At 73.1% G+C, this 23702-nt stretch carries 20 protein-coding genes and 3 pseudogenes; 15 read left to right on the top strand and 8 right to left on the bottom strand.

Going from position 1 to position 23702, the window contains the following annotated elements:
* Together KBZ10_RS30650 and KBZ10_RS25225 are read right to left on the bottom strand one after the other, a co-directional pair.
* A pseudogene (locus KBZ10_RS30650) lies at positions 1 to 64 on the bottom strand (IS200/IS605 family transposase); the annotation flags it as partial.
* A gap of 394 nt (positions 65 to 458) precedes the next feature.
* Positions 459 to 986, bottom strand: a complete 528-nt coding sequence (locus KBZ10_RS25225; protein WP_210990030.1) for a GNAT family N-acetyltransferase — start codon at positions 984 to 986, stop codon at positions 459 to 461.
* A 233-nt stretch (positions 987 to 1219) separates the two neighbouring features.
* Here KBZ10_RS25225 and KBZ10_RS25220 point away from each other — a divergent pair, with 233 nt between their 5' ends.
* Complete coding sequence (locus KBZ10_RS25220) at positions 1220 to 1684, top strand: hypothetical protein (protein ID WP_210990022.1); 465 nt, start codon at positions 1220 to 1222, stop codon at positions 1682 to 1684.
* A 200-nt stretch (positions 1685 to 1884) separates the two neighbouring features.
* On the opposite strand, the gene KBZ10_RS25215 is transcribed toward KBZ10_RS25220, so the two are convergent.
* A complete protein-coding gene (locus tag KBZ10_RS25215; RefSeq protein WP_282107884.1) occupies positions 1885 to 2754 on the bottom strand; it encodes a helix-turn-helix transcriptional regulator in 870 nt (289 codons plus the stop codon).
* A gap of 79 nt (positions 2755 to 2833) precedes the next feature.
* Here KBZ10_RS25215 and KBZ10_RS25210 point away from each other — a divergent pair, with 79 nt between their 5' ends.
* Positions 2834 to 3589 carry an SDR family oxidoreductase gene (locus tag KBZ10_RS25210; protein ID WP_210990020.1) on the top strand — a complete coding sequence of 252 codons (756 nt, stop codon included), beginning with the start codon at positions 2834 to 2836 and terminating at the stop codon, positions 3587 to 3589.
* Positions 3590 to 3739: 150 nt separating this feature from the next.
* The gene (locus tag KBZ10_RS25205; protein ID WP_210990019.1) at positions 3740 to 3949 is read left to right on the top strand and encodes a 4-oxalocrotonate tautomerase family protein; all 210 of its coding nucleotides are present in this window, start codon (positions 3740 to 3742) and stop codon (positions 3947 to 3949) included.
* A 58-nt stretch (positions 3950 to 4007) separates the two neighbouring features.
* Here the strand turns inward: KBZ10_RS25205 and KBZ10_RS25200 are convergent, their stop codons facing one another.
* The 4 genes and pseudogenes from KBZ10_RS25200 to KBZ10_RS25185 form a co-directional block, all read right to left on the bottom strand.
* Positions 4008 to 4205 carry a DUF397 domain-containing protein gene (locus KBZ10_RS25200; protein WP_210990029.1) on the bottom strand — a complete coding sequence of 66 codons (198 nt, stop codon included), beginning with the start codon at positions 4203 to 4205 and terminating at the stop codon, positions 4008 to 4010.
* An 81-nt stretch (positions 4206 to 4286) separates the two neighbouring features.
* Positions 4287 to 4451 (bottom strand): annotated as a pseudogene (locus KBZ10_RS25195) (DUF397 domain-containing protein); the annotation flags it as partial.
* Positions 4452 to 4557: 106 nt separating this feature from the next.
* Positions 4558 to 4761, bottom strand: coding sequence for a DUF397 domain-containing protein (locus KBZ10_RS25190; protein ID WP_210990018.1), 204 nt, complete (start codon positions 4759 to 4761; stop codon positions 4558 to 4560).
* Positions 4762 to 4766: 5 nt separating this feature from the next.
* Positions 4767 to 5648 carry a helix-turn-helix transcriptional regulator gene (locus KBZ10_RS25185; RefSeq protein ID WP_307847598.1) on the bottom strand — a complete coding sequence of 294 codons (882 nt, stop codon included), beginning with the start codon at positions 5646 to 5648 and terminating at the stop codon, positions 4767 to 4769.
* Between the two features lie 228 nt (positions 5649 to 5876).
* Between KBZ10_RS25185 and KBZ10_RS25180 the strand changes: the two genes are divergently transcribed.
* Positions 5877 to 6371, top strand: a complete 495-nt coding sequence (locus tag KBZ10_RS25180) for an ATP-binding protein (protein ID WP_210990016.1) — start codon at positions 5877 to 5879, stop codon at positions 6369 to 6371.
* 6 nt (positions 6372 to 6377) lie between these two features.
* On the opposite strand, the gene KBZ10_RS25175 is transcribed toward KBZ10_RS25180, so the two are convergent.
* Positions 6378 to 7163, bottom strand: a complete 786-nt coding sequence (locus KBZ10_RS25175) for a TSUP family transporter (protein ID WP_210990015.1) — start codon at positions 7161 to 7163, stop codon at positions 6378 to 6380.
* 375 nt (positions 7164 to 7538) lie between these two features.
* On the opposite strand from KBZ10_RS25175, the gene KBZ10_RS25170 reads away from it, so the two are divergent.
* The 11 genes and pseudogenes from KBZ10_RS25170 to KBZ10_RS29790 all read left to right on the top strand — a co-directional run bounded on the left by KBZ10_RS25170 (position 7539) and on the right by KBZ10_RS29790 (position 23567).
* Positions 7539 to 8120, top strand: a complete 582-nt coding sequence (locus KBZ10_RS25170; protein WP_210990014.1) for a TetR/AcrR family transcriptional regulator — start codon at positions 7539 to 7541, stop codon at positions 8118 to 8120.
* Entirely contained in the window at positions 8117 to 8956 is an 840-nt protein-coding gene (locus tag KBZ10_RS25165) for an oxidoreductase (protein ID WP_210990013.1), read from the top strand. The genes KBZ10_RS25170 and KBZ10_RS25165 overlap by 4 nt, the downstream gene beginning before the upstream one ends.
* A gap of 122 nt (positions 8957 to 9078) precedes the next feature.
* Positions 9079 to 10791, top strand: a complete 1713-nt coding sequence (locus tag KBZ10_RS25160) for an FAD-dependent oxidoreductase (protein ID WP_210990012.1) — start codon at positions 9079 to 9081, stop codon at positions 10789 to 10791.
* A gap of 61 nt (positions 10792 to 10852) precedes the next feature.
* Entirely contained in the window at positions 10853 to 13510 is a 2658-nt protein-coding gene (gene nirB, locus KBZ10_RS25155; protein WP_210990028.1) for a nitrite reductase large subunit NirB, read from the top strand.
* On the top strand, positions 13507 to 13917 hold the full coding sequence (gene nirD, locus KBZ10_RS25150; RefSeq protein WP_210990011.1) for a nitrite reductase small subunit NirD: 411 nt from the start codon (positions 13507 to 13509) through the stop codon (positions 13915 to 13917). The genes nirB and nirD overlap by 4 nt, the downstream gene beginning before the upstream one ends.
* A gap of 623 nt (positions 13918 to 14540) precedes the next feature.
* Positions 14541 to 15578, top strand: a complete 1038-nt coding sequence (locus tag KBZ10_RS25145) for a LacI family DNA-binding transcriptional regulator (RefSeq protein WP_210990010.1) — start codon at positions 14541 to 14543, stop codon at positions 15576 to 15578.
* A gap of 755 nt (positions 15579 to 16333) precedes the next feature.
* On the top strand, positions 16334 to 17644 hold the full coding sequence (locus KBZ10_RS25140) for an ABC transporter substrate-binding protein (RefSeq protein ID WP_210990009.1): 1311 nt from the start codon (positions 16334 to 16336) through the stop codon (positions 17642 to 17644).
* Positions 17645 to 17649: 5 nt separating this feature from the next.
* Positions 17650 to 18609: a carbohydrate ABC transporter permease gene (locus tag KBZ10_RS25135; RefSeq protein WP_210990008.1), complete on the top strand. Its 960-nt coding sequence runs from the start codon at positions 17650 to 17652 to the stop codon at positions 18607 to 18609.
* Positions 18606 to 19508: a carbohydrate ABC transporter permease gene (locus KBZ10_RS25130; RefSeq protein WP_374223415.1), complete on the top strand. Its 903-nt coding sequence runs from the start codon at positions 18606 to 18608 to the stop codon at positions 19506 to 19508. Before KBZ10_RS25135 ends, KBZ10_RS25130 begins: the two co-directional genes overlap by 4 nt.
* A gap of 43 nt (positions 19509 to 19551) precedes the next feature.
* A pseudogene (locus KBZ10_RS25125) lies at positions 19552 to 22215 on the top strand (glycoside hydrolase family 3 N-terminal domain-containing protein); the annotation flags it as partial.
* Between the two features lie 311 nt (positions 22216 to 22526).
* Positions 22527 to 23567, top strand: coding sequence for an SDR family NAD(P)-dependent oxidoreductase (locus KBZ10_RS29790; RefSeq protein WP_307847596.1), 1041 nt, complete (start codon positions 22527 to 22529; stop codon positions 23565 to 23567).
* Positions 23568 to 23702: the final 135 nt, after the last annotated feature.

The following is a 23702-nucleotide window of genomic DNA, read 5'->3' as shown; positions in this document are numbered from 1 at the left end:
GTTCGTCCAGCCGTTCCGCGACCCGGCCACCGAGGACCGGGCGGCGGTACTTCGGGCACCACACGATGTGGAGCCCGAGGTCATACACGCCGCCGGAGAATCGGCGAACCTTCCTGGTCACGGTCACACGATCACTATACACGCGTAGCAGGTCTAGTGCGGCAGGGAGCGGGCGCAGGTGAACAGTGCGGATCCGTGCGCACAGTTGAGGTCAGAGCAGGGCTCAGAAGCCATTCCCCACCCCGCTAAAGCGGGGCGTCCCCTGGCTAGGTCCTGATGGGGCCATCGGTCTCGGTCGGCTGACTGCTCACGGCACTCTCCCACTCCGCTCGGTCTGCGGCACAGAGCCTATTGCTCCGGCCACCACCGTCACCTCGCCCCACTGGCCCGACTTCCCCGGCAAAGCGAATGCTCGGCGTCCGCCCGGCCTGCCCGGGTCTCGTCGGCTGAGCGTATTCTCACGGGGCCGCCGTGGGCGGCGGAGTCGACGGCATCGCCCCCGGCGTCAACACGGCGTGAACATCAGCGGTGCCCTCGCGCGGGGTGAGCGTCGCGCCATTGCGGCGCAGCGCTGCGAGCGCCGCCGCGTTGTGCGCTGTGGTGTCCGCGACGACGACCCGCGCACCAGCCCTGCCGGCTTCGTCGAGCAGCACGCGCAGTGCGGCGGTACCGATCCCGCGTCCCCGGTGGGAACGGGCCAGCCACATGCCCGTTTCAAGGACTTCCCCGCCGCCGCTGTCGCGGACAGCCAGGCGGGCCGCACCCACGGTCTCCCCCTCGACGGTGATCGCGTAGGTGGACTCCCGGAGCGGGCCGGCAAGCCCGGCGCGCCGAGCGCGGTGCCAAGCCCGGAAGGCTTCCTCCCGCTCAGGCGTCCATCCCGGTGGACCGGCCACGGGAGGCATCACCTCCTCGGGTACCGCGTCACCGACGGCCACGGCGAGGAGTTCTTGCAGTCCCGCCTCGTCCATCCTCCGCAACTCCACCCGACCGACCACGTTGGCCTCCCATCACCGAGCGCCGGACACCGGTCGCCGATCCTCACATCCGGTTCGGTGCCGCACGAGAGCTTTTCGCCGGCGCCGAGGCGCTCCGGTCACCCCACCTTGCCGCGCCTTGACCGCCATGACCCAACGGGGCAGAAACAGGGAACGCCTGACCACGCCCCGCCCGCAGGCAGCGAGAGGCGAATCTGAACTACTTCAGATATCGGGAAGGCATGAGTGTGGAGACCTTTCCTTACAGCGCTTTCCTCCGGGGCCCCTCCCAGGTCCTTCCTTCTTTGGACCACGCCGGCGTCATACTGGAGCGCCGCGATGAGGAGAATCTTGTCCTCATGCGGGAAGAGCGGTTCGGCGCCGCCCTCACGAGCCTGAACTTCGCTGCTCGGTCTCTCTCCGTCGTCGCAGCCCGTCACGAGGCTCTCGCCGAGGAAGTGCTGGCCAAGGAACTGCCCTGGCTGCACTGGCTCCCGGAGCACGAGCGTCCGCAGTGTGTACGCGAATTGCTCGCCGACCTTCGCGTCGGCGCCGAGACAGGCCTGCTCCTGCCCTTCGCCCGCAATCTGGCCGCATGGCGCGCCACCGCCGAGGCATGGTCCGACCCGGAACTGGCCCAGAAGCTGCAGGGCCCGTTCGAGGGCAATGGGCCGAGCTGGGCCGGCCGAAGGGGGGACGCGGCATGAGCGCTCGGGGCCAGGAACTCCCTCGTCCTCCCCGGCGAACCGATACGAGAGGCCGCTGACGAGACGGCTCAGCCATCCCTCACAGCCGCGCCTTAACCGGTGGCCAAGCCAGCCGAGCCCACGACCGCCGAACCGCTCGGACCGGAAACTCCACTGCCATGGCGAGCGCCTGGGCTTCGAGACGCGGACAGGACCGTCCTTCAGCGCGCCGGTTCGGTGACGTCCTGGGTGCCGATGACGGCGAGCAGGTCGAGCAGGCCCGCGCTGTCCGTGCCGACCGCGGGGGTGAACCAGAGCAGCCGCTGCCGGCCGTCCTCGCTGAACAGGTTGAGGCAGTTGACCTCGAGCAGGCCGAGCGCGGGGTGGTTGAGGCGTTTGCGGTCCATGCGCCGGAACGCCACGTCGTGCTCGGCCCACAGGGCGGCGAACTCGGGTGAGGTGCCGAGCAGCGAGCTGATCATCGAGCGGGCTTCGGTGTCCTTGGCGTCCCGTCGGGCGGCGGCCGCCCGCAGGTCGGCGACGAAGGCGCGGGAGTGGCTCTCGTGGTCGGCTTCGGGATACAGCCGCCGGGCGCCGGGCTCGGTGAACCACCGGTGGACGAAGCTGGCGCGGGGCCCCCGGAAACCGGAGTGGTCCCCGAGCAGCGCTGCGGCGAGCGGGTTCTGGACGAGGGTGACGTGCAGGTCGGTGATGACCTGTGCGGGTGTCGACGTCAGACGGCCGAGCAGGTCGAGCATCCCGGGGTGAACGTGCGAGGCGGCCGAGCCGGCCGCAGGCACCGGGCGGTCCGCCAGCCGGTACAGGTAGTCGCGCTCGTCGGCGGTCAGGCGCAGTGCCCTCGCCAGCGCGGCGATCATCTGCTCGGAGGGCTGGGAGCCGGCTCCGCGTTCGAGTTCGGTGTAGTACTCCACCGATGCCCCGGCGAGCTGGGCGACCTCGTCCCGGCGCAGCCCGGGCACGCGGCGCCGGGGCCCGTGGGGCAGTCCCACGTCGGCCGGGCGGATGCGTCCGCGCCGCGACCGCAGGAAGACCCCCAGCTCGGTGTATTTCGCAGACCCCATGCCCCCCATTCTGCGTGCCGCCGGGCGGGCGGACACAGGGGATGACATCCCCTGGTTCCGCCCGCCGGTCCCGCACATCGTGGAGGACATGACTACGAACCATCCCACTCCGGCGACCGGACGGGCCGCTGTCGTCACCGGCGGATCACGCGGTATCGGCCGGACGGTCGCCCACCGGCTCGCCCGGGACGGCCTGGCCGTCGTGGTGAACTACGCCCGCGACGCGGGTGCCGCCGAGGAGACGGTGGCGGCGGTCACCGCTGCCGGCGGGCGGGCGATCGGCGTGCGGGCGGACGTGGCGGACGAGCACGCGGTCGCCGCGCTGTTCGACCGGGCGGAGCGGGAGTTCGGCGGCGTGGACGTCGTCGTCAACTGCGCCGGCCGGCTCGCCCTGTCGCCCGTCGCCGATCTCGACCTGGCCGTCCTCGACGCCGTGCACCGCACCAATATCCGCGGCACCTTCGTCGTCGCCCGGCAGGCCGCGCGGCGGCTGCGGGCGGGCGGCTCGTTCGTGGGGTTCTCGACCTCCGTGGTCGGCACGCAGTTCCCCGCCTACGGCGCCTACGCGGCGAGCAAGGCGGCCGTCGAGGCGCTCACGCTGATCCTCGCCCGCGAGCTGCGCGGGCGGGACATCACGGTGAACACCGTCGCCCCCGGCCCCACGGCCACCGACCTGTTCCTCGACGGCAAGACGCCCGAACAGATGGACCAGTTGGCCAAGGCCCCGCCCCTGGAGCGGCTGGGCACCCCGGAGGACATCGCCGAGGTGGTCGCCTTCCTCACCGGCCCGGCAGGGCGCTGGGTGAACGGCCAGGTCCTGCGGGCCAACGGGGGCATGGTGTGAGGGCCCCGCTCACTCCCCGCATCGGCCCCTGACCACGCCGGTCCCGGCCGGGGCGCGGCCTCATGGCCGCACGGAAGCGGCGCACGCCCCGGACACAAACCTCCCCCCTCCCGCACCATGGGAGAATTGCACCCAAGGAGAAACAGAGCCATGCCTTTCGCCCATTTCAAGGTCCCCGCGGGCACCGTCACCGCCGAGGACAAGCAGAAGATCGTCGAGCGCACCACCGACCTGTACGCGGACATCTACGGTGAGCGGGCCCGCGCCACCACCGTCGTCCTCGTCGACGAAGTAGCCGACGGCGGCTGGGGCGTCGCCGGCAACGTCCTGACCGCCGCCATGCTCAACGGCGACGCCTGATCTCCACCGCGTGTGCGGGGCCCGCTGCCACGGCGCAGGCCCCGCACAGCCGTGGCACTCACCCCCCGAAGCGAAGGCCGGCGGAGACGACACCGCTGGTGAACGCGGCCCAACTGGACGCCGCGACGCGGAGCACCGGGCCGCCCGGGCTCTTGGAGTCACGTATCGCGACGGCACCGGAGACGTTCGTGGCCACCTCGACACACTCACGGTCAGCACTGCTGCGGCTGGACTTGACGAACACGAATACCGCCACCGGCACACCGCCGCCAGAAACCTCAGAAGTTGACACCAGCCGGCCCGTGCGACGGAGCTCAGTCCCCAGGAGCCCACTGGTGAAAGCAGTCCAACTCGGGACAGTTATCCGGAGTACTGGGCCCTCCGGGGCCTTGGAGTCGCGTATGGCGACCTCGCCCGTAATGTTGCCCGCGACGTCCACACACTCCCCGCTCCCACTGCTGTAGGTGGACTTCACGAAGTCGTAAGAAGGCACGGCCCACATCTCCTCGTGGCGCTCTCCAGAAGCCAGCGCTGCTGTGGCTCGATGCTTCAAGACCACCAGCCGGAAGAAGTCGGGGCAAGCGGCATATCGGCAAAGTTGACGCCGATCAGTCCTTGTGGCGGAGTTGGGCCGACGCGAGCCCGCCGGTGAACGCTGCCCAGCTCGGGGCCGTGACCCGGAGTATGGGGCCGTCCGCGCTCTTGGAGTCGCGTATTGCGACGGTGCCGGGGATGTTCGCGGCCACCTCGACGCACTCTTGCCCGGCGTTGCCGCCGCTGTAGCTGGACTTGACGAACACGAAGTCTGCCACCGGCGCTACATCTCCTTGCGAATCGTCTCAATCAGATCGCTGGAGTCGCGCTGCGCGAGACCCAGCCGCGCGATGCGGTCGAAGATCCCGGTGTGATGCGCCGCGTCGGACTCGCTTTCGAGCCAGAGCGTACTTGACGCCGTGTCCATGTACACCACATCCATCGAGCCGGGATCGGCGAAGGAGACCACGGTGAAGGAGCTGGTCATTCCCGGGTGCGCGCCTGCGGAGTACGGGACCACCTGAAGCCTCACGTTCGGCAGCCGCGCACTGTCCAACAAACGCTCCAGTTGCCCACGCATGACCTGGCGGCCACCGACCAACTGTCGGAGAGCGGCTTCGTGAAGGACCGCCCAGACATGCAACGGCCGTTCTCCCGTCAGCCGGGCCTGGCGAGCCATACGCGACTCGACAAAGGGCTCGATCTCATCCGGGTCTTCCCAGCTACCGCTGCCCACCGCCAGGGCGCGTGCGTAGCCGGGCGTCTGGAAGAGCCCTGGAAGGCAGGAAAGTTGCCAGGTGCGCACCCTGGTGGCGATGTCTTCCAGCGCCACGTACTCGACCATGTCCGGGAGTTCGGGGTACTGGTTCCACCACCCCTTGGCCTTGCGCCGGTCCCGGTCGGCCCTGGCCAGGCCGAGCAGCCGATCCACGGTGGCCGGGTCATCTCGGCCGTAGAGCTGGCAGAGCGCCCGGATATCGGGGTCACGCATCGGCACCCAGCCGCGCTCCATCTTGGCGACCTTCGCGACCGAAGCGCTCAGGGCCTCGGCGGCGTGCGGCTGCCTCAGTCCCGCTTCCTCGCGCAGCCTCAGCAGTTCGCCGCCCAGCCTGCGCCCGAGCACGGTGGACACCGAAGTGCCGCGGTCCGCCCGCTTGTTCGTCACGTCTGCGCCCTTCCCCCGAGCCTGGTTCAGTCTGCAACCCATCTCGACCGCACCACAAATCAGTTCTAAGAAATATTTCTGCCAGTTGAACTTGATTCGCCTGCCTCGAGAAGACTACCGTCCGTGTCGTTCTTTTCACACAACGACTTCTGCCGGGCGGAGACACACCGCCCGTCCCGGCGTGCCCGGATAACCGGTCGCGCCGCCCCGAACAGGAGGCACGCGACCATGTCCGAAGCACACCCCTCCCCCGAACCCGTGCTCCGCGCCGATGCGTTGGACTACACGCTGAGCCCGCGCAGTGTCGGGCTCGCGCGGCGGCGGGCCGCTCGGCTCGTCGGCGAGTGGGGGCACCCCGGGCTGGCGGGGGACACGGCGCTGCTCCTCTCCGAGTTGGCCACCAACGCCCTGGTGCACGGCCACGTTCCGGGCCGTCTCTTCCGGGTGGAGCTGTCGCTCACCCGCGGTGCGCTGCGGATCGCGGTCTCGGACGCGCGCGGCGAGGCGCTGCCGCGTCCGCGTCCCGCGCCGCTCGCCGGTACGTCCGGGCGGGGTCTGCTCATCGTCCGGACGCTGGCCGCCCGGTGGGGCGTCACGCACCGGACGGTCGGCAAGACGGTCTGGTGCGAGCTCGATCTTCCCGCCGGTCGCGCAGCACCGGCGGCAGTGCGGTGCATCGGTCTCATGCCGGAGGAACTCGGCGGCGGTTCCGCCGGTGGCTGACGGCCCTCAGCCCAGCCACTGGTCGTACGCCAGCTTGGCGACCAGGGCGAGGACCACGACCACCAGCACCACGCGGACGAAGCCGCTGCCCCGCTTGAGGGCCGTACGGGCACCGAGGGTGCCGCCCGCGAGGTTGAAGAGGGCCATCGGGGCGGCCAGTTTCCACAGCACCGTGCCCTGCGCGGTGAACACCACCAGGGCGCCGAAGTTGGTGCACACGTTGACGATCTTGCTGGTTGCGGAGGCCGTCACCAGGTCCAGGTGGAGGATCGCCACCAGCGCGATGACCAGGAAGGTCCCGGTGCCCGGACCGACCAGGCCGTCGTAGAAGCCGATGCCCAGGCCCGCGACGAGGATCGCCGCCAGCACGCGCCGCCGGGTCACCGGGCCGGTCAACACCGGGACCGCCGTGCCGAAGGACGGGCGCAGCAGGACGAAGGCCAGCACGCCCAGCAGGATCACGATAATCAACGGGCGGAGCACCGCGCTCTCGACACCGGCGGCGAAGAACGCCCCGAGCAGCGAGCCGCCGAGCGCCGCCAGTCCGATCCGCACAGCCGTCCGGACGTCGACCGGCGCCTTGCGCGTGTACGTCACGGCCGCGGCGGTGGTGCCGACGATGGACACGGCTTTGTTGGTGCCGAGGAGATAAGCGGGCGGAAGGTGCGGGAAACCCACGAGCAGCGCCGGGAGCTGGAGCAGTCCGCCACCGCCGACCACGGCGTCGATCCACCCGGCGGAGGCGGCCGCCAGGCACAGCAGGGCCACGGTGGCCAGTGATATGTCGTCCATCCCCGCAGTCCCGTTCACGGCGGAAGCGCTTCGCCGGCGACCGCACAACCCGGGAAATCGTACGTGCGTCCGCACGAAAGCCCGGAACCGGCCGGGGACGGCAGTCCGGCCGGGCACGTACGAGTGAGAGGGCGGGCCCCGGACGGCCCTCCCGCCTTCCCGCCCTCCCGCCTTCCCGCCTTGTCGCCGGTCCGGCTCGGCCCCGTTCTTGTACGGCCGCGGCCAAGGTGCTGTCCGCGGTGCCCAGCGCCGACTGATCACCCCGGGCCATCGTGAGCGCTGCCGCGCGACCCGTGTTGCGACAGCACACCCCCGGCGGGGCAGGTCCCCACCACAGGGTTGAACAGACTGACATTCCATGCAAATATTGTCAGCATGTTGGACGATGAGCGGCTCGACCAGATCCTTGATGCCGCATATGCGTGTTTCACCCGGCACGGCGTGCGGCGCACCACGATGGACGACATCGCCCGGGAGGCGGGCCTGTCCCGGCCCGGTGTCTACCAGTACGTCCGCAATAAGCAGGACGCGTTCCGCCGGCTGACCACCCGGCTGCTGGACGCCTCCCTGAGCGACGCCCGTTCCGCGGCGGCGGCCCGGGGAGACCTGGCCGAGCGGCTCACCGGCGTGCTGGAGGTGAAGCTGCGGCTCCTCGCCGGGGTGTGGCGGGACAGCCCGGCGCACGCCGCCGAGCTGCTCGGGGTCGACTCCCGTCAGTCGGCGGATCTGCTGGAGGCCTACGAGACGGCCATGCGCGAGCTGCTCACCTCGGCCATCACCGACGCCCGCCCTGAGCTGCCGAAGGCCCGGGCGGACGAGGTGGCCCAGCTGCTCCTGGCCTTCACCCGCGGCCTGGAGGCCGACCTGACCGACCCGCAGGCCCCCGTCCGGCGCCTGCGCCACGGCATCGCGCTGTTCGTCGCCGGCATGGACCACTACTCCGAGGAGACAGCATGACCACGACCGCGGTACTGATCACCGGGACCTCCTCGGGCATCGGCCGGGCCACGGCCCTGCGGCTGGCCGCCCGCCCGGACCTGACCGTCTACGCCACCGCGCGCCGGCCCGAAACGCTCGCCCCTCTCGCCGCAGCCGGGGCCCGCGCCCTGGCCCTGGATGTCACCGACGAGGAGTCCATGACCGCCGCCGTCAAGACCGTCGAGGCCGAACACGGCTCGGTCGGCGTACTGGTCAACAACGCCGGGTACGGCGCGTACGGGACCGTCGAGGAGACCGATCTGGCCGAGGTGCGCCGCCAGTTCGAGACCAACGTCTTCGGCCTGGCGCGGCTGACCCAGCTGGTGCTGCCCGGCATGCGCGCCGCCGGGCACGGCCGCATCGTCAACGTCGGTTCCATGGGCGGCCGGCTCGTCTTCCCCGTCGGGGGCTACTACCACGCCAGCAAGTACGCGGTCGAAGCCCTCACCGACGCGCTGCGCTTCGAGGCCGCGCCGTTCGGAATCAAGGTCAGCCTGATCGAACCCGGCCTGATCCGTACCGAATTCGGCGGCACCGCGGCCCGTACTCTCGCCGGCTCGGCCGCCGCGGCCGGCCCGTACGCCCGGCTGAACGACGCGATGGACCAGCAGATGGCCCGGTCCTACCGGTCGCGGACGCTGTCCGCCCCGCCCGAGGCCGTCGCCGAGGTCATCGAGCGCGCCGCCACCGGAGCGCGTCCGCGAACCCGCTATGTGATCACGCCCGCCGCCCGGCTGCTGGTGCAGATCCGCCGGCTGTTCGGTGCCGGTGTCTTCGACGCCTACCTGCGCCGGCAGTTCAGGGCGGCGGCCTGACACCGCGGCCCCACGGGAGCCGATCCGGCTCACAGTGAGGGGCGGGGCCCGCTGAGGGCAGCGTTGCCGGGGGGAAACAGCGGGGATGCGGTCGGGAAACAGCCGCCGCGCACGCTCTCCGTATGACCTCGTACCAGGAGCCGGACCGGGACCCGGGCCGCCGTCGCATCGTGGTGATCGGCGGTGGCATGGCCGGTGCCCGGCTCGTGCAGCAGCTGACCGCCCTCGGCGGCGGTGCCCCCGCCGGCGGCGCCGACGTCACCGTCATCGGCGAGGAACCGCACGGTCCGTACAACCGGGTCCTGCTGGCGGACGTCCTCGCGGGACGGTACGGGCCCGAGGTGATCGCCCTGCCCGTCCCCGCCCCCGGCGCCTCCGTACGGCATCTGACCGGCGTGCGCGCCGTGCGGATCGACCGCGACGCCCGGCTGGTGCTCTGCGACGACGGGCGGCGCGTCCCCTACGACGCGCTGGTGCTGGCCACCGGCTCCAACCCCGTACTGCCGCCCCTGCGCGGCCTGTTCGAGCCCGACGGCGGCGAGCTGCCGTCCGGTGTGCACCCCTTCCGGACCCTCGACGACTGCCGGGAGCTCGCCGAGGCCGCGCGCCCCGGCGTGCGCGCCGTGGTGATCGGCGGCGGGCTGCTCGGCGTCTCCGCCGCCCGGGCCCTCGCCCGGCGCGGGGCCCAGGTCGTGCTGGCGCAGCAGGGCGAGCACCTCATGGAACGGCAGCTCGACGCCGACGCCTCCGGCATGCTCCGCCGCCACCTGGAGGCGCTGGGCGTGGAGGTGCACACCGAGTGCCGGGTCCGCGGACTGCGCACCCGGAGCGTCACCCGGGACGGCGGCTCGTCCGCCCGCGAGGTGACCGCCGTGGAGCTCGCCGACGGTTTCCGGCTCGACGCCGAGATCGTCGTCCTCGCCTGCGGGGTGCGGCCCCGCACGGGCCTCGCCCTGGCGGCCGGGTTGACGGTCGCACGCGGCATCGTCGTCGACGACGAACTGCGCACCGGCGACCCCCGCATCCACGCCATCGGCGACTGCGCGGAGCACGGCGGCACCGTCTACGGACTGGCGGGCGCCGCGCAGGAACAGGCCGACGTGCTGGCCCGGGTGCTGACCGGGGCCACCGCGGGCGGTCCGGCCCCGCGCTACCGGGGCACCCGGGCGCTGACCCGGCTCAGCCTGCCGGCCTGGCCCGGCCCGTCACCGGCCGGTGACGGCGGCAACGGCGCCGCCGCCACCGGCCGGACGGCCCGGGTGCGCGAAGCGGCCGCGGGCACGGATTCCGGCTCCGGTACCGCCGCGGGGCCCGTCGCGGCTCTGCCCCCCGTCCCGGCCCCGGCGGCCGACGGCAAAGCGTCCGCCTCGCGCCCGGATTCGCGGCGACCGGAGCCGCGAGCCGTCCCCGCCGGGGCCGCCACACCGGCCGCCGTCGCGGCGGCAGCGGCCGCGGCCCCGGGAACCACCGCGTCCGGCCCGCGCCCGGGCAGCTCCGGAGCCCCGGCCGGACCGGCCGCTGCGTCCGGCGCCGCCCCGGAAGCCGGCCTCGCCCCGGAAGCCGGAGCCGGAGCCGGAGCCGGTGCGGCCGCCGGCCCGCTCGACCTCGCCGCCTTCGGCGAGACCACCCCCGCCCCCGGGGACGACGTCATCCATCTCTCCGACGCCACGCGCGGCGCGTACCGCAAGGTCGTGGTCCGCGGCGACCGGCTTGTCGGCGGAATCCTTCTCGGCGATCTCGGCACTGTCGGCGCGCTCGCCCGCACCTGGGAGGGCGACGAGCCGCTGCCCTCCGCTCCCCTGCTCCATCTGCTGACCCATGACGGAGGCTGCTGAGATGGCACCCGACCAGACGACCCGCCTCAACGCCGTGACCGGCGTGAACGGCGTGAACGGGATGCCCGCCGCGAGCACGGGCACCGCCCCGGGCATCGCCACGGCCACCACCGCCGCCGACGGCACCGGCGCCACCGACCGTCCCACCCTCGCCCTCGTCGGCCACGGCATGGTCGGCCAGCGCTTCCTGGAGGCCCTCGCCGACCGCGGGCTGACGGAGCGGGCACGCGTCGCCGTGTTCTGCGAGGAGCCCCGCGCCGCCTATGACCGGGTCCAGCTCACCTCGTACTTCACCGGCCGCACACCCGGGGATCTGGCGCTCGGCGAGCCGGAGTTCATGGAGCGGCACGGCATCGAGCTGCACCTCGGCGATCCGGTCGTGGCCGTCGACCGGGAGGCGCGCACCGTCACCTCGCGCGCCGGGCGCACGCTCCGGTACGACACCCTCGTCCTCGCCACCGGCTCGTACCCCTTCGTCCCGCCGGTGCCCGGCAAGGACGCCGAGGGCTGCTTCGTGTACCGCACCATCGAGGACCTGCTCGCCATCGAGGAGTACGCGAAGAACTCCCGCTCCGGCGCGGTCGTCGGTGGCGGCCTGCTCGGCCTGGAGGCCGCCGGGGCGCTCAAGGGCCTCGGCCTGGAGACGCACGTCGTGGAGTTCGCGCCCCGGCTGATGCCCGTGCAGGTGGACGAAGGCGGCGGCGCCGCGCTGCGCCGCACGATCGAGGAGATGGGCGTCGAGGTGCACACCGGCGTCGGCACCCAGGAGATCACCGCCGGCGACGGCGGCTCGGTCACCGGCATGACGCTCTCCGACGGCTCCGCGCTCGCCACCGACCTCGTCGTCTTCTCCGCCGGCATCCGCCCCCGCGACCAGCTCGCCCGGGACTGCGGCCTGGCGGTCGGCGAGCGCGGCGGCATCACCGTCGACGCGAGCTGCCGCACCTCCGACCCGGCCGTCTACGCCATCGGCGAGTGCGCGCTGGCCGCCGACGGCAAGGTCTACGGCCTGGTCGCCCCCGGATACGAGATGGCCGAGACCGCCGCCGCCGCCATCGCCGGCGCGGAGGCCGCCTTCACCGGCGCCGACACCTCCACCAAGCTCAAGCTGCTCGGCGTGGACGTGGCGAGCTTCGGCGACGCGCACGGCACCACCGAGGGCTGCCTCGACGTCGTCTACTCCGACTCCCGCTCCGGCGTCTACAAGAAGCTGGTCGTCGGCTCCGACGGGGCGCTGCTCGGCGGCGTCCTGGTCGGCGACGCGGACGCCTACGGCATGCTGCGCCCGCTCACCGGCTCCGTGCCGCCGGTGCCGCCCGAGCAGCTCGTGCTGCCCGCGGGGGCCGGGGCGCCGGCCGCGCTGGGGCCGTCCGCGCTGCCCGACGAGGCCGTCATCTGCAGCTGCCACAACGTCACCAAGGGCAGCATCCGCGGCGCCGTCACGGAGCACAGCTGCACCACGGTGCCCGAGGTCAAGAAGTGCACCAAGGCCGGCACGGGCTGCGGCAGCTGCGTCAAGGTCCTCACCACGCTCGTCAACGACGAGCTGGAGGCCCGGGGCGTCAGCGTCGACAAGGGCCTCTGCGGCTGCTTCGCGCTCACCCGCGCCGAGCTGTACGAGATCGTCCGGGTGCGGCGGCTGACCACCTACGCGCAGGTGCTCGACGAGCACGGCCGCGAGGAGGCGCGCGGCGGCGACGGCTGCGAGATCTGCAAGCCGGCCGTGGCCTCGATCATCGCCTCCCTCGCCCCCTCCATCGGTGCCGACGGCTATGTCCTGGACGGCGAGCAGGCCGCCCTCCAGGACACCAACGACCACTTCCTCGCCAACATCCAGCGCAACGGCTCCTACTCGGTCGTCCCGCGCATCCCCGGCGGTGAGATCACCCCGGAGAAGCTGATCGTGATCGGCGAGGTGGCCCGCGACTTCGGGCTCTACACGAAGATCACCGGCGGGCAGCGGATCGACCTGTTCGGCGCCAGCGTGGACCAGCTCCCGCAGATCTGGGCCCGGCTGGTCGACGCCGGCTTCGAGTCCGGGCACGCCTACGGCAAGGCGCTGCGCACCGTGAAGTCCTGCGTCGGGCAGACCTGGTGCCGCTACGGCGTGCAGGACTCGGTGCGGATGGCCATCGAGCTGGAGCTGCGCTACCGGGGCCTGCGCTCGCCGCACAAGCTGAAGTCCGCCGTCTCCGGCTGCGCCCGGGAGTGCGCGGAGGCGCGCGGCAAGGACTTCGGGGTGATCGCCACCTCGAACGGCTGGAACCTGTACGTCGGCGGCAACGGCGGCGCCGACCCGCGCCACGCCGACCTGCTCGCCCAGGATCTGTCCGACGCCGGACTGGTCCGCCTCATCGACCGGTTCCTGATGTTCTACATCCGCACCGCCGACCGGCTGGAGCGCACCTCCGTCTGGCTGGAGCGGATCGACGGGGGCCTGGACCACGTCCGGGACGTGGTGGTGCACGACTCGCTCGGCATCTGCGGCGAGCTGGAGCGGCTGATGGCCGACCACGTCGCCGGCTACCGCGACGAGTGGGGCGCGACGCTGGAGGACCCGGAGCGGCTGCGCCGCTTCGTCTCCTTCGTCAACGCCCCGGGCACCCCCGACCCGTCCGTGCGCTTCGTACCCGAGCGCGACCAGGTCAAGCCGGATCTGGACATCCTGGCCGGCCCCGTCCTCCCCGTCCGCACCCTCGAAGGGAGCTCCGCCCGATGACGCTCGCACCCGAGACCACCCTGGACCGGCTCGACCGGACCGCTCCGGCAGCCGCCGGTACGGCCGCCGCCACCGCGGCCCGTGTCGAGCTGCTGGTCGGCAACCGCTGGCACGCGGTCTGCGACACCACCGGCCTCACGCCCGGCCGCGGGGTGGCGGTGCTGCTGCCGGACGGGCGGCAGGCGGCCGTCTTCCTGGACCGGGCGGGCGCGGTGTACGCGATCGGCAACCAGGACCCGTTCACCGGCGCCTACGTCCTCTCCCGCGGGCTGATCGGCCGCACCGGGCGGGACGGGCGGCCGTTCGTCGCCTCGCCACTGCTCAAGCAGCGCTTCGACCTGGCCACCGGCCGGTGCCTGGACGACGCCTCGGTGGCCGTGCCCGCGTACACCGCGCGCCGGGGCTGACGGCCGTCGCGGCCGGCACCGCTGCCGCTGCCGCTGCCGCCGCCGTCGTCCTCATCCGCGTCCTCGTCCGCACACGCGTCCGGCGCGCCACCGGTCCCTCGGGGGCCGGGGCGCGCCGGAGCCATGCGGTGCGGTCGCTGTTCCGCGGCTGTCTCCCCGGCGGTCACCGCCGCGTCCGGGCAGGTGGTGCTGCCATCCCGCCACGGGGACCGCTGCGCGGCCCGGGACCGGAAGATGCGATTCCTCCCGGATGTGAACACCCGGGGTTCCTCCCAAGAACCGGCTGAACTGCGTGGCGACTGTACGCTCGCAGGTGGGACCGCCCGGCCGGCCGGCCGCAGCAGCCTCGCTCAGCGTTCTGCAGTGAGTCTGCCGGGGGCCCCTCCGGAGGTCTCAGCGGCACTCGCGGGCGTTGCCGAGACGGCGCCGAGACCACCGAGCAGGGCGGTCGTGGCGAGAGCCGCCACCGCGGCCCTGCGAAGGCGCAGTAAATTCATGAGGTTCCCTCTCAGCTTCACGCGCTTCCAGTTTTCCGGAAGAATGCTGCAAGTTTTCGGAGGCTGCGCCGGGAACGCTAGAGCTGGTTGGGACACCCGTCAACGGGTGTGGTGCAAGGAGGTTCCATGGCGGTCGACGAAGCCGGGCAGTCGCGACCCAAGGTCACGATCACGGCGATCGCACAGGAAGCGGGGGTTTCCGTCCCGACGGTCTCGCGCGTGGTCAACGGCCGGTCCGACGTGGCGCCGGAGACCCGCGCCAAGGTGGAGGACCTCCTCCGCCGCCACGGCTACCAGCGGCGGGGCAGCGCCGGCCGGGAGGGGGCCGGGCTGATCGACCTGGTCTTCAGCGATCTCGACAGCCCCTGGGCCGTGGAGATCATCCGCGGTGTGGAGGAGGTGGCACACGCGGCCGGCATGGGCACGGTCGTCTCCGCCACCCACGGCCGGGCGGGTGCCACCCGGCAGTGGCTGGAGAACCTGCGGGACCGCGCCTCCGACGGCGTCATCCTGGTGACCTCCGCGCTGGAACCGCTGCTCCAGAAGGAACTGCGGCGGCTGGACGTCCCCGTCGTGGTGGTGGACCCGGCCGGCTCCCCCTCCCTGGACGCCCCGACCGTGGGCGCCACCAACTGGGCGGGCGGCATGGCCGCCACCGAACACCTGCTGGAGCTCGGGCACCGCCGGATCGGCTTCATCGGCGGCCCCATGCGGCTGCTGTGCAGCCGGGCCCGGATGGACGGCTACCGCACCGCGCTGGAGGCGGCGGGAATCCCCGCCCTGGACGAGCTGATGGTGGGCGGCGACTTCTACCACGAGTCCGGCTTCACCGGCGCGCAGAAACTGCTGGACCTGCCCGAGCCCCCCACCGCGATCTTCGCCTCCAGCGACCAGATGGCCCTGGGCGCCATCGAGGCGCTGCGCCGCCGGGGACTGCGGGTGCCCGACGACGTGAGCGTCGTGGGCTTCGACGACCTGCCCGAGATGCGGTGGTCCTCCCCGCCGCTGACGACGGTGCGGCAGCCGCTGGCCGAGATGGGGAAGGTCGCGGCGCGGACGGTGCTGCGCCAGGCCCGGGGCGAGGAACTGGACTCCCCGCGGGTCGAGCTGGCGACGGAGCTGATCGTCCGGCACAGCTCGGCGGCGCCCGCGCGGAGGCCCTGAGCGCCGCCGGACCCGCCGCCGGACCCGCCGGGGGGACTCCCGCTCCGGCACGCCCGGCCCGGACCCGCGGCCCCGGAGTCCGTACGCACCCCGCCGCGCGCGCCGGCACCCCGGCGGCCGTTGACGGTCCCGGCGGCCCTCGGCCTTTCTCCGCGCCGCCAGGTGCCGCACGGCCTCCCTCGGCTCGCCCCTGACCCGGCCCGGCCCGGCGCCCGGCGCCCCTCCCCGCCCCCCCGGCGGCCCCCTCGGCCCCGGGCGGCCCCATGAGCGTCCGCACATCCCCCGCACCGGGCACCGGAGCTCCCGGCGGCCCCGCGCGCCCGGGCGGCCCTCCTGGCGCCATCCGGCACCCCCGGGTGCGCCCGGCCGGCGACGGGCCCCGGTAGCCCACAGTGTCCTCGCCCGGCCTCCGGGCGCACCGGGCCCGGCCACCGTCAACACCGGCCGGCCGGAAACCCGTCCGGAAACCCGTCCGCAAGCCCGACCGGCGGCCCCGGGCAACCGGAAAGCCCTTGGGCGTCCCCGCCCGCGCACCGCGGGCGGCGCCGGGCGCCCGGGCCTCCGAGGTGGGTCAACGCGGCCGCCCCGCAGCCCCTTTCGGGCATCGCCGGGCGGGCCCCGGAGCCCTTTCACGCCGGTCCGGCGCGAACCCTCCGATCCCATTTTCGTTACAGCCGTTGACACAGCTCATGATGGATCCGTAACTTCCAGAAACATCGACCGATAATTTTCGGAAAGCTTCCGGAAGGTGTGCCATGCGGAACAACCTGTCACGTAGAGGCGGCCGCGCCATCGCCGCGCTCACGGCCACGATCGTCGCCTCGTCCGTCCTGGCCGCCTGTGGCAGCAGCGGCCCCGAGGGCGCCGGGGGCGGCGAGGAGGGGACCCTCAACGTCTGGGTCTACGGAGACGCCTCCACCAAGGTCCAGGACGAGGCCGTCAAGCGGTTCAACAAGAACTCCGACGTCAAGGCCAAGCTCACCAAGGTCCCCGGCGACAGCTACCAGGACAAGCTCCGCACCGCGATGGGCACCCCCAACGCCCCGGACGTCTTCTTCAACTGGGGCGGCGGAAGCATCGCCAACTTCGTCGAGAAGGACATGCTCGTCGACCTCACTCCGGAGTTCGAGAAGGACCCGGACCTCAAGGGTGCGTTCATCGACTCGATTGTCGACGCCGGCAAGGTCAACGACAAGTACTACGGCGTCCCCATGCGGGGCATGCAGCCGGTGATCCTGTTCTACAACAAGAACGTCTTCGAGAAGGCCGGCGCCGAGCCCCCGCAGTCCTGGGAGGACATGCTCGACCTCGTCGGCACCTTCAAGAAGGAGGGCGTCACCCCGTTCGCCCTCGCCGGCGCCGACGCCTGGCCCGAGCTGATGTGGGTCGAGTACCTGCTCGACCGCAACGGCGGCGCCGAGGTCTTCCAGCGCATCCAGGACGGCGACTCGGAGGCCTGGGGCGACCCGGCCGTGCTCAAGACCGCCGAGCAGATCAAGGAGCTGGTGGACCGGGGCGCGTTCGGCAAGAACTTCGCCTCCGTCAACTACACCGAGGACGGCGCCTCCACCCTCTTCGCCAAGGACCGCGCCGCCATGCACCTGATGGGCAGCTGGGAGTACGCCAACCAGAAGGCGAACCAGCCGGAGTTCGCCGAGGACGGCATCGGCTGGACCTCCTTCCCCGCCATCCCCGGCGGCAAGGGCGACCCCAAGAACGTCGTCGGCAACCCGACGAACTACTGGTCGATCAACGCCAAGGCCAAGGAGCAGGAAGCGGCCCTGGAGTTCGTGAAGACCGCCGCCGAGGACGCGTACGTCAAGGACCTGGTCGCCAACGGTGACGTGCCCACCACCTCCGACGCCGAGAAGCGGCTGACGGCCCACGACGCCCCGCAGTACGCCGAGTTCCAGTACGAGATGGTCAAGGCCGCCCCGAACTTCACCCTCTCCTGGGACCAGGCGCTCCCGTCCCAGCAGGCCGAGCCCATGCTCACGAACATCCAGAAGCTCTTCAACGGCCAGCTCTCGCCGAAGGCCTTCGTTGAAGCCATGAAGGGTCTGTAAGTCACATGCCGGCGTCCGCCACCCCTGGAACCACGGTGAAAGAGCCCCCCACGGGAGCGGTCAGGGCCCGGCCGTCCCGCGCCTCATCGGGCGCGGGGCGGCCGGGCCTCGGCTGGGCCGTCCCCGGGCTGCTCTTCTTCACCCTCTTCGCGATCATCCCGATGCTGCTCGTCGTGGCCCTGTCCTTCACCTCCTGGCAGGGCCTCGGCACCCCCCAGTGGACCGGTGGCGCCAACTGGTCCCGGCTCTGGGAGGACCCGGAGATGCGGCAGGCCATCTGGCTGAGCGTGCTGCTCACCGGGCTGTCCTGGCTCTTCCAGACCCCGGTGGCACTGCTGCTCGGCGTCTGGGCCTCGGGCAAGCAGCGCAACCGCGCCGTCCTCTCCGCGATCTTCTTCCTGCCGCTGCTGGCGTCCTCGGTGGCCCTCGCGCTGCTCTGGAAATCGCTGCTCGACCCGAACTTCGGCCTGATCGCCGACATCGGCCCGTACATCGGCTACCCGGACGGCAACCTGCTCGGCGACCCCCAGGGCGCCTTCGCCGCCGTGCTGTTCGTCGCCTCCTGGCAGTTCATCCCCTTCCACACGCTGCTCTACCAGGGCGGCGCGCGGCAGATCCCGAAGTCGCTCTACGACGCGGCCTACGTGGACGGGGCCGGCACCGTCCGGCAGTTCTTCAGCGTCACCCTGCCGCAGCTCAGGAACACCGTCATCACCTCGTCGGTGCTGATGGTGGTGGGCGCGCTGACCTTCTTCGACACCGTGCTCATCCTGACCGAGGGCGGTCCCGGCACGGACACCACCATCGTGCCGTACCTCATGTACACCACCGGATTCGACGCGTTCGACATGGGTTACGCCAGCGCCATCGCCACCATCCTGGTCGCCATCGCCACCGGCATCTCCCTGCTCCTCGTACGACTCACCGGCTTCAGCGCCATGCGCAGTACCCGGGAGGGAATGTGACCGACGTGCTGTCCAAGCGCCCCGCCACCGGCTCACCGGAGCACGGCGGCCCCCGGCCCGCGTCCGGACGGCGGTCCTTCCGGCTGCCGCGCTGGAACTACCCGGCCGGCTTCGCCTCGCTGATCTGGCTGCTCGTCGTGGGCGTGCCGCTCTACGCCCTGGTGACCTCCACCCTGCGGACCCGGGACGACTACCTCGACAGCGGAGCGCTGTCGGTGCCGGGCGACCCGACGCTGGACAACTACCGCAAGGTCTTCGAGAGCGACTTCCTGACCTACCTCACCAACACGGCCATCGTCACCGTGGCGACCGCCGCCATCGTGGTGGTGCTCGCCGTGACGATCGGCTACACGGTCGTCCGGACCCGCAGCCGGATGTCCAACCGGGTCTTCCAGGTCTTCCTGCTGGGCCTGGCGATCCCCGCGCAGGCCGTGATCATCCCGGTCTATCTGATCATCACCAAGATGCATCTCTACGACTCGCTGCTCGCGATCATCCTCCCGACGGCGGCCTTCACGCTGCCGGTCAGCGTCGTGATCCTGGCGGGCACCATGCGCGACATCGACGAGGAGATGTACGAGTCCATGGCCCTGGACGGCGCCGGCTCCCCGCGCATCCTGTGGCAGCTCGTCGTCCCGCTCAGCCGGTCCGGCATCTCCACGGTGATCGTCTATGCCTCGCTCCAGGCGTGGAACAACTTCCTGTTCCCCCTGATCCTCACCCAGTCCCCGGAGACCCGGGTGCTGACCCTCGGCCTCTACGACTTCGTCGGCCAGTTCCGGGTGGACATCCCGGCGCTGCTCGCGGCGGTCGTGCTGTCGATCGTGCCCATCTTCGTCGTCTATCTCTTCGCCCGCCGTCAGCTGGTCAGCGGCCTGATGGGCGTCGGCGGCAAGTAGACGGCGCCGCCCCCCACCACTTCATGCGCCGGACAGGAGTCCCATGCACCCCGAGACGAAAGGCCCCTGGCAGGACACCTCGCTGTCCACCGGGGCCCGCGTCAGCGACCTGCTCACCCGGATGACCCTGGAGGAGAAGCTCGCCCAGCTGTTCAGCATCTGGCCCGGCTCCGACAACGAGGGCGAGGACGTCGCCCCCCTGCAGCACGAGATGACGGCGTCCGGCGAGCCCGCGGACCTGGACGCCCTGATCCGGCACGGGCTGGGCCAGCTCACCCGGGCCTTCGGCACCGCGCCCGTGGAACCGGCGGCGGGCGCCGCGGCCCTGGCCCGCACCCAGGCCCGGATCGCCGCAGCGAACCGTTTCGGCATCCCGGCCATCGCCCACGAGGAGTGCCTCACCGGCTTCACCACCTGGGGCGCCACGGTCTTCCCCACCCCGCTGGCCTGGGGCGCCACCTTCAACCCGGCGCTGGTCGGCCGGGCGGCGGAGCTGATCGGCTCCACCATGCGCTCCGCCGGCATCCACCAGGGCCTCTCCCCCGTCCTCGACGTGGTGCGCGACCCCCGCTGGGGCCGCACCGAGGAGTCGATCAGCGAGGACCCGTACCTGGTGGCGACCATCGGCACCGCCTATGTCCGGGGGCTGGAGTCCAGCGGCGTCATCGCCACCCTCAAGCACTTCGCCGGCTACTCCGCCTCCCGCGCCGGCCGCAACCACGCCCCGGTCTCCGCGGGGCGGCGCGAGCTGGCCGACGTCCTGCTGCCGCCGTTCGAGCTGGCGGTACGGGACGGCGGCGCGCGCTCCGTCATGCAGGCGTACAACGAGATCGACGGGGTGCCGGCCGCCGCCGACCCCTGGCTGCTGACCGAACTGCTGCGCGACGCATGGGGGTTCACCGGCACGGTCGTCGCCGACTACTTCGGCATCTCCTTCCTGGAGTCGGCCCACCACGTCGCCGGCTCGCCCCGGGAGGCGGCCGGGATGGCCCTGGCCGCCGGCGTGGACGTGGAACTGCCCGCCGTCCGCTGCTACGGCACCCCGCTGCTGGACGCCGTACGGGCCGGGGACGTCCCCGAGTCCCTGGTGGACCGCGCGGTCAGCCGCGTCCTCCGGCAGAAGTGCGAACTCGGCCTCCTCGACCCGGACTGGGACCCGGCGCCGCCGGTCCTCGCCGGACCGCCCGCCGCGGTCACCGGCCCCGCCGGTGCCCCGGCGGACGGCACCGCCGCTCAGGACACGGCCGGCGACGGCGGAGCCGTGGCCCCGCTGACCGCCGCCCGCGAGGCGGCCCTGCGGCCCGGCACCGTCCCGGGCGCCGCGGGCGCCGACTTCGACCCGGCCGAGATGCGGGCGGTGGCCCGTCAGCTGGCGGAGGAGTCCGTCGTGCTGCTCGCCAACGACGCGGGACTGCTGCCGCTGACCGCCGGACCGGGCACCCGGATCGCCGTGGTCGGCCCGCTGGCCGACGACCCGGCCGCGATGCTCGGCTGCTACACCTTCCCCCGCCACGTCGGCGTGGAGCACCCGGAGCTGCCGCTGGGCGTGGAGGTCCCCACCCTGCTGAAGGCCGTCCGGGAGGCTCTGCCCGAGGCCGAGATCTCGCACGTGCCCGGCTGTGCCCCGCCGGAGCCGGAGAAGTCCGGCGCGGTGGCCGCGGGCGTCACCGGCGCGGGCTCCGCGCCGCTCGGCGGCGTCCTCACCAAGGCGGAGACCGCGGCCGGCGGCGCCGGGCTGCCCACGGCCGCGGAGCTGCTCGACGCCGAGGCCGGCCTGCTCACCGAGGCGGTCGCGCTGGCCGCCGGGGCGGACGTCTGCGTGGCCGTCCTCGGCGACCGCTCCGGTCTCTTCGGCCGCGGCACCTCCGGCGAGGGCTGCGACGCCGCGGACCTCGAACTCCCCGGCGCGCAGGGCGCGCTGCTGGACGCCCTGCTGGCCACCGGCACCCCGGTCGTGCTCGTCCTGCTGACCGGGCGCCCGTACGCCCTCGGCCGGTACGCCGGCCCGGGACGCTCCGGCGGCACCCCTCCGGCCGCCGCCGTCGTCCAGGCCTTCTTCCCCGGCGAGGAGGGCGGGCCGGCGGTCGCCGGTGTGCTGTCCGGGCAGGTCAACCCCTCCGGGCGGCTGCCGGTCAGCGTGCCGTACGGGCCCGGCGGCCAGCCGTGGACGTACCTGGCACCGCAGCTCGGGCTGCACAACGAGGCCAGCTCCCTCGACCCCACGCCGCTCTACCCCTTCGGGCACGGCCTGTCGTACACCGCGTTCGCCTGGACCGGCGGCGGTGTGGAGCCGGCGGACGGCTCCCCGGCCGGCGCGGACGGCGACGGGACCGTCCTGCTGGACACCGACGACGAGGCGACCGTCCGGCTCACCGTGCGCAACACCGGCGACCGGCCCGGTACGGAGACCGTCCAGCTCTATCTGCACGACCCGGTGGCCCGGACCACCCGCCCGGTGAACCGCCTCATCGGCTACGCGCGCGTGCCGCTCGGGCCGGGAGAGGCCGCGGAGGTGCGGTTCGGCTTCCACACCGACCTCGCCGCGTACACCACGCGCGACGGCCGCCGCATCGTGGACTCCGGCGACCTGGAGCTGCGGCTGGGCGCGTCCAGCGCCGACATCCGGCACACGTCCCGGGTCCGGCTGAGCGGCGCGGAGCGCACCGTCGGGCACTGCCGGCGGATGGTCTGCGCGGCCATGGTGCACCGGCTGGGCGTGCCCGGGCAGGGCGCGGCGCCGGCGGCGCCGGAGGCCGCGCGCGAGGAGAGCGGCACCGTGGCCGTCGCGCCCTCGGGCCGGTCTCTCTAGTGCTGTGACCGGAGGGTTCGCCGGCTCGCTCACGCCCTCCCGTGCCGGGGTGCCTCCCAGCCGTCCGCGGCGGGAGGTGCGCGGGCGGTGTGACGATGCGGCGGTCGCCGCCCCGGACCCCGCGGGCCGGTGCACCCTCCCCTTGCGGCACTAGGCTGGCCGGCGGGCCGCGCGAGCGGCCCGCCACCGGCCGATCCGAGGAGCAGGGCGTGCGGCGCTGGACCGTGAAGGACATTCCCGACCAGAGCGGCCGTACGGCCGTGGTGACCGGCGCCAACAGCGGCCTCGGCCTCGTCACGGCCCGCGAACTCGCCCGGTGCGGCGCCGCGGTGGTGCTCGCCTGCCGGGACGAGACACGCGGCCGGGCGGCCGAGGCGCGGATCGCGGAGGAGGTTCCGGGCGCGCGGGTACGGCTCGCCCTGCTCGACCTGGCGGATCTGTCCTCCGTCCGGGAGTTCGCCCGGTCCTTCGGGCAGGTCTCCGGAACCGGCGGGTCCGGGCCCGGGTCCGGGAACGGCGGCTCCGGAGAAGGCGGTTCCCGGGACGCGACGCGTGCCTCCGGCGCCCCGGGCGGCGGCCGGGGCACCGCCCGGCTGGACCTGCTGATCAACAACGCGGGCGTCATGGCGCTGCCGTACCGGCGCACGGCCGATGGCTTCGAAATGCAGTTCGGGGTCAACCACCTCGGCCACTTCGCCCTCACCGGCCTGCTGCTGCCGGCTCTGCTCGCGACACCGGGCGCGCGGATCGTCACGGTGTCCAGCGCGATGCATCTGCTGCCCGGGGCGGGGGATCCGGGTGATCCGTCCGGCGAGGAGCCGTACCGCCGCTGGATGGCCTACGCCCGCTCCAAGAGCGCCAATCTGCTCTTCACCCACGAGCTGTCCCGCCGGCTGCGGCGGGCGGGCTCGGACGTGGTGGCCGCGGCCGCCCATCCCGGCTACGCCGCCACCGATCTCCAGACCGCGGGCCTCCGCATGGAGGGGCGCCGCAGAACCGAGCGCCTGGTGGGGCTCGGCGGCAGACTGCTGGCCCAGCCCGCGGCGGACGGCGCGCTGCCGTCGCTCTACGCGGCCACCGCGCCCGGCGTCCGCCCGGACGACTTCTACGGTCCGGGCCGCGCGGTGCCGCCCCGGAGCGGGCCGGCTCCCGCGCGCCGCGCGGCGCGCACGCTGGACGACGCGGCGGCCGAACGCCTGTGGCGGCGCTCGGAGGACCTCACCGGCGTCCGCTACGAGGCCCTGGGCTGACCTCCCCGGCCTGAGGGCGGGTTCCCGGCTCGGCCCGGGCCCCCGACTCGGCCCGGAGTCCCGGCTCGGCCCGGAGTCCCGGCTCGGCCCGGCCCGGGTGCCGCCCGGCCGTGGCCTGCTGCGACCGGGCGGGCC

It is taken from the genome of Streptomyces sp. F63 (genome assembly GCF_018070345.1).
GTDB lineage: Bacteria > Actinomycetota > Actinomycetes > Streptomycetales > Streptomycetaceae > Streptomyces.
This window is presented reverse-complemented; position numbering and strand designations above follow the sequence as displayed.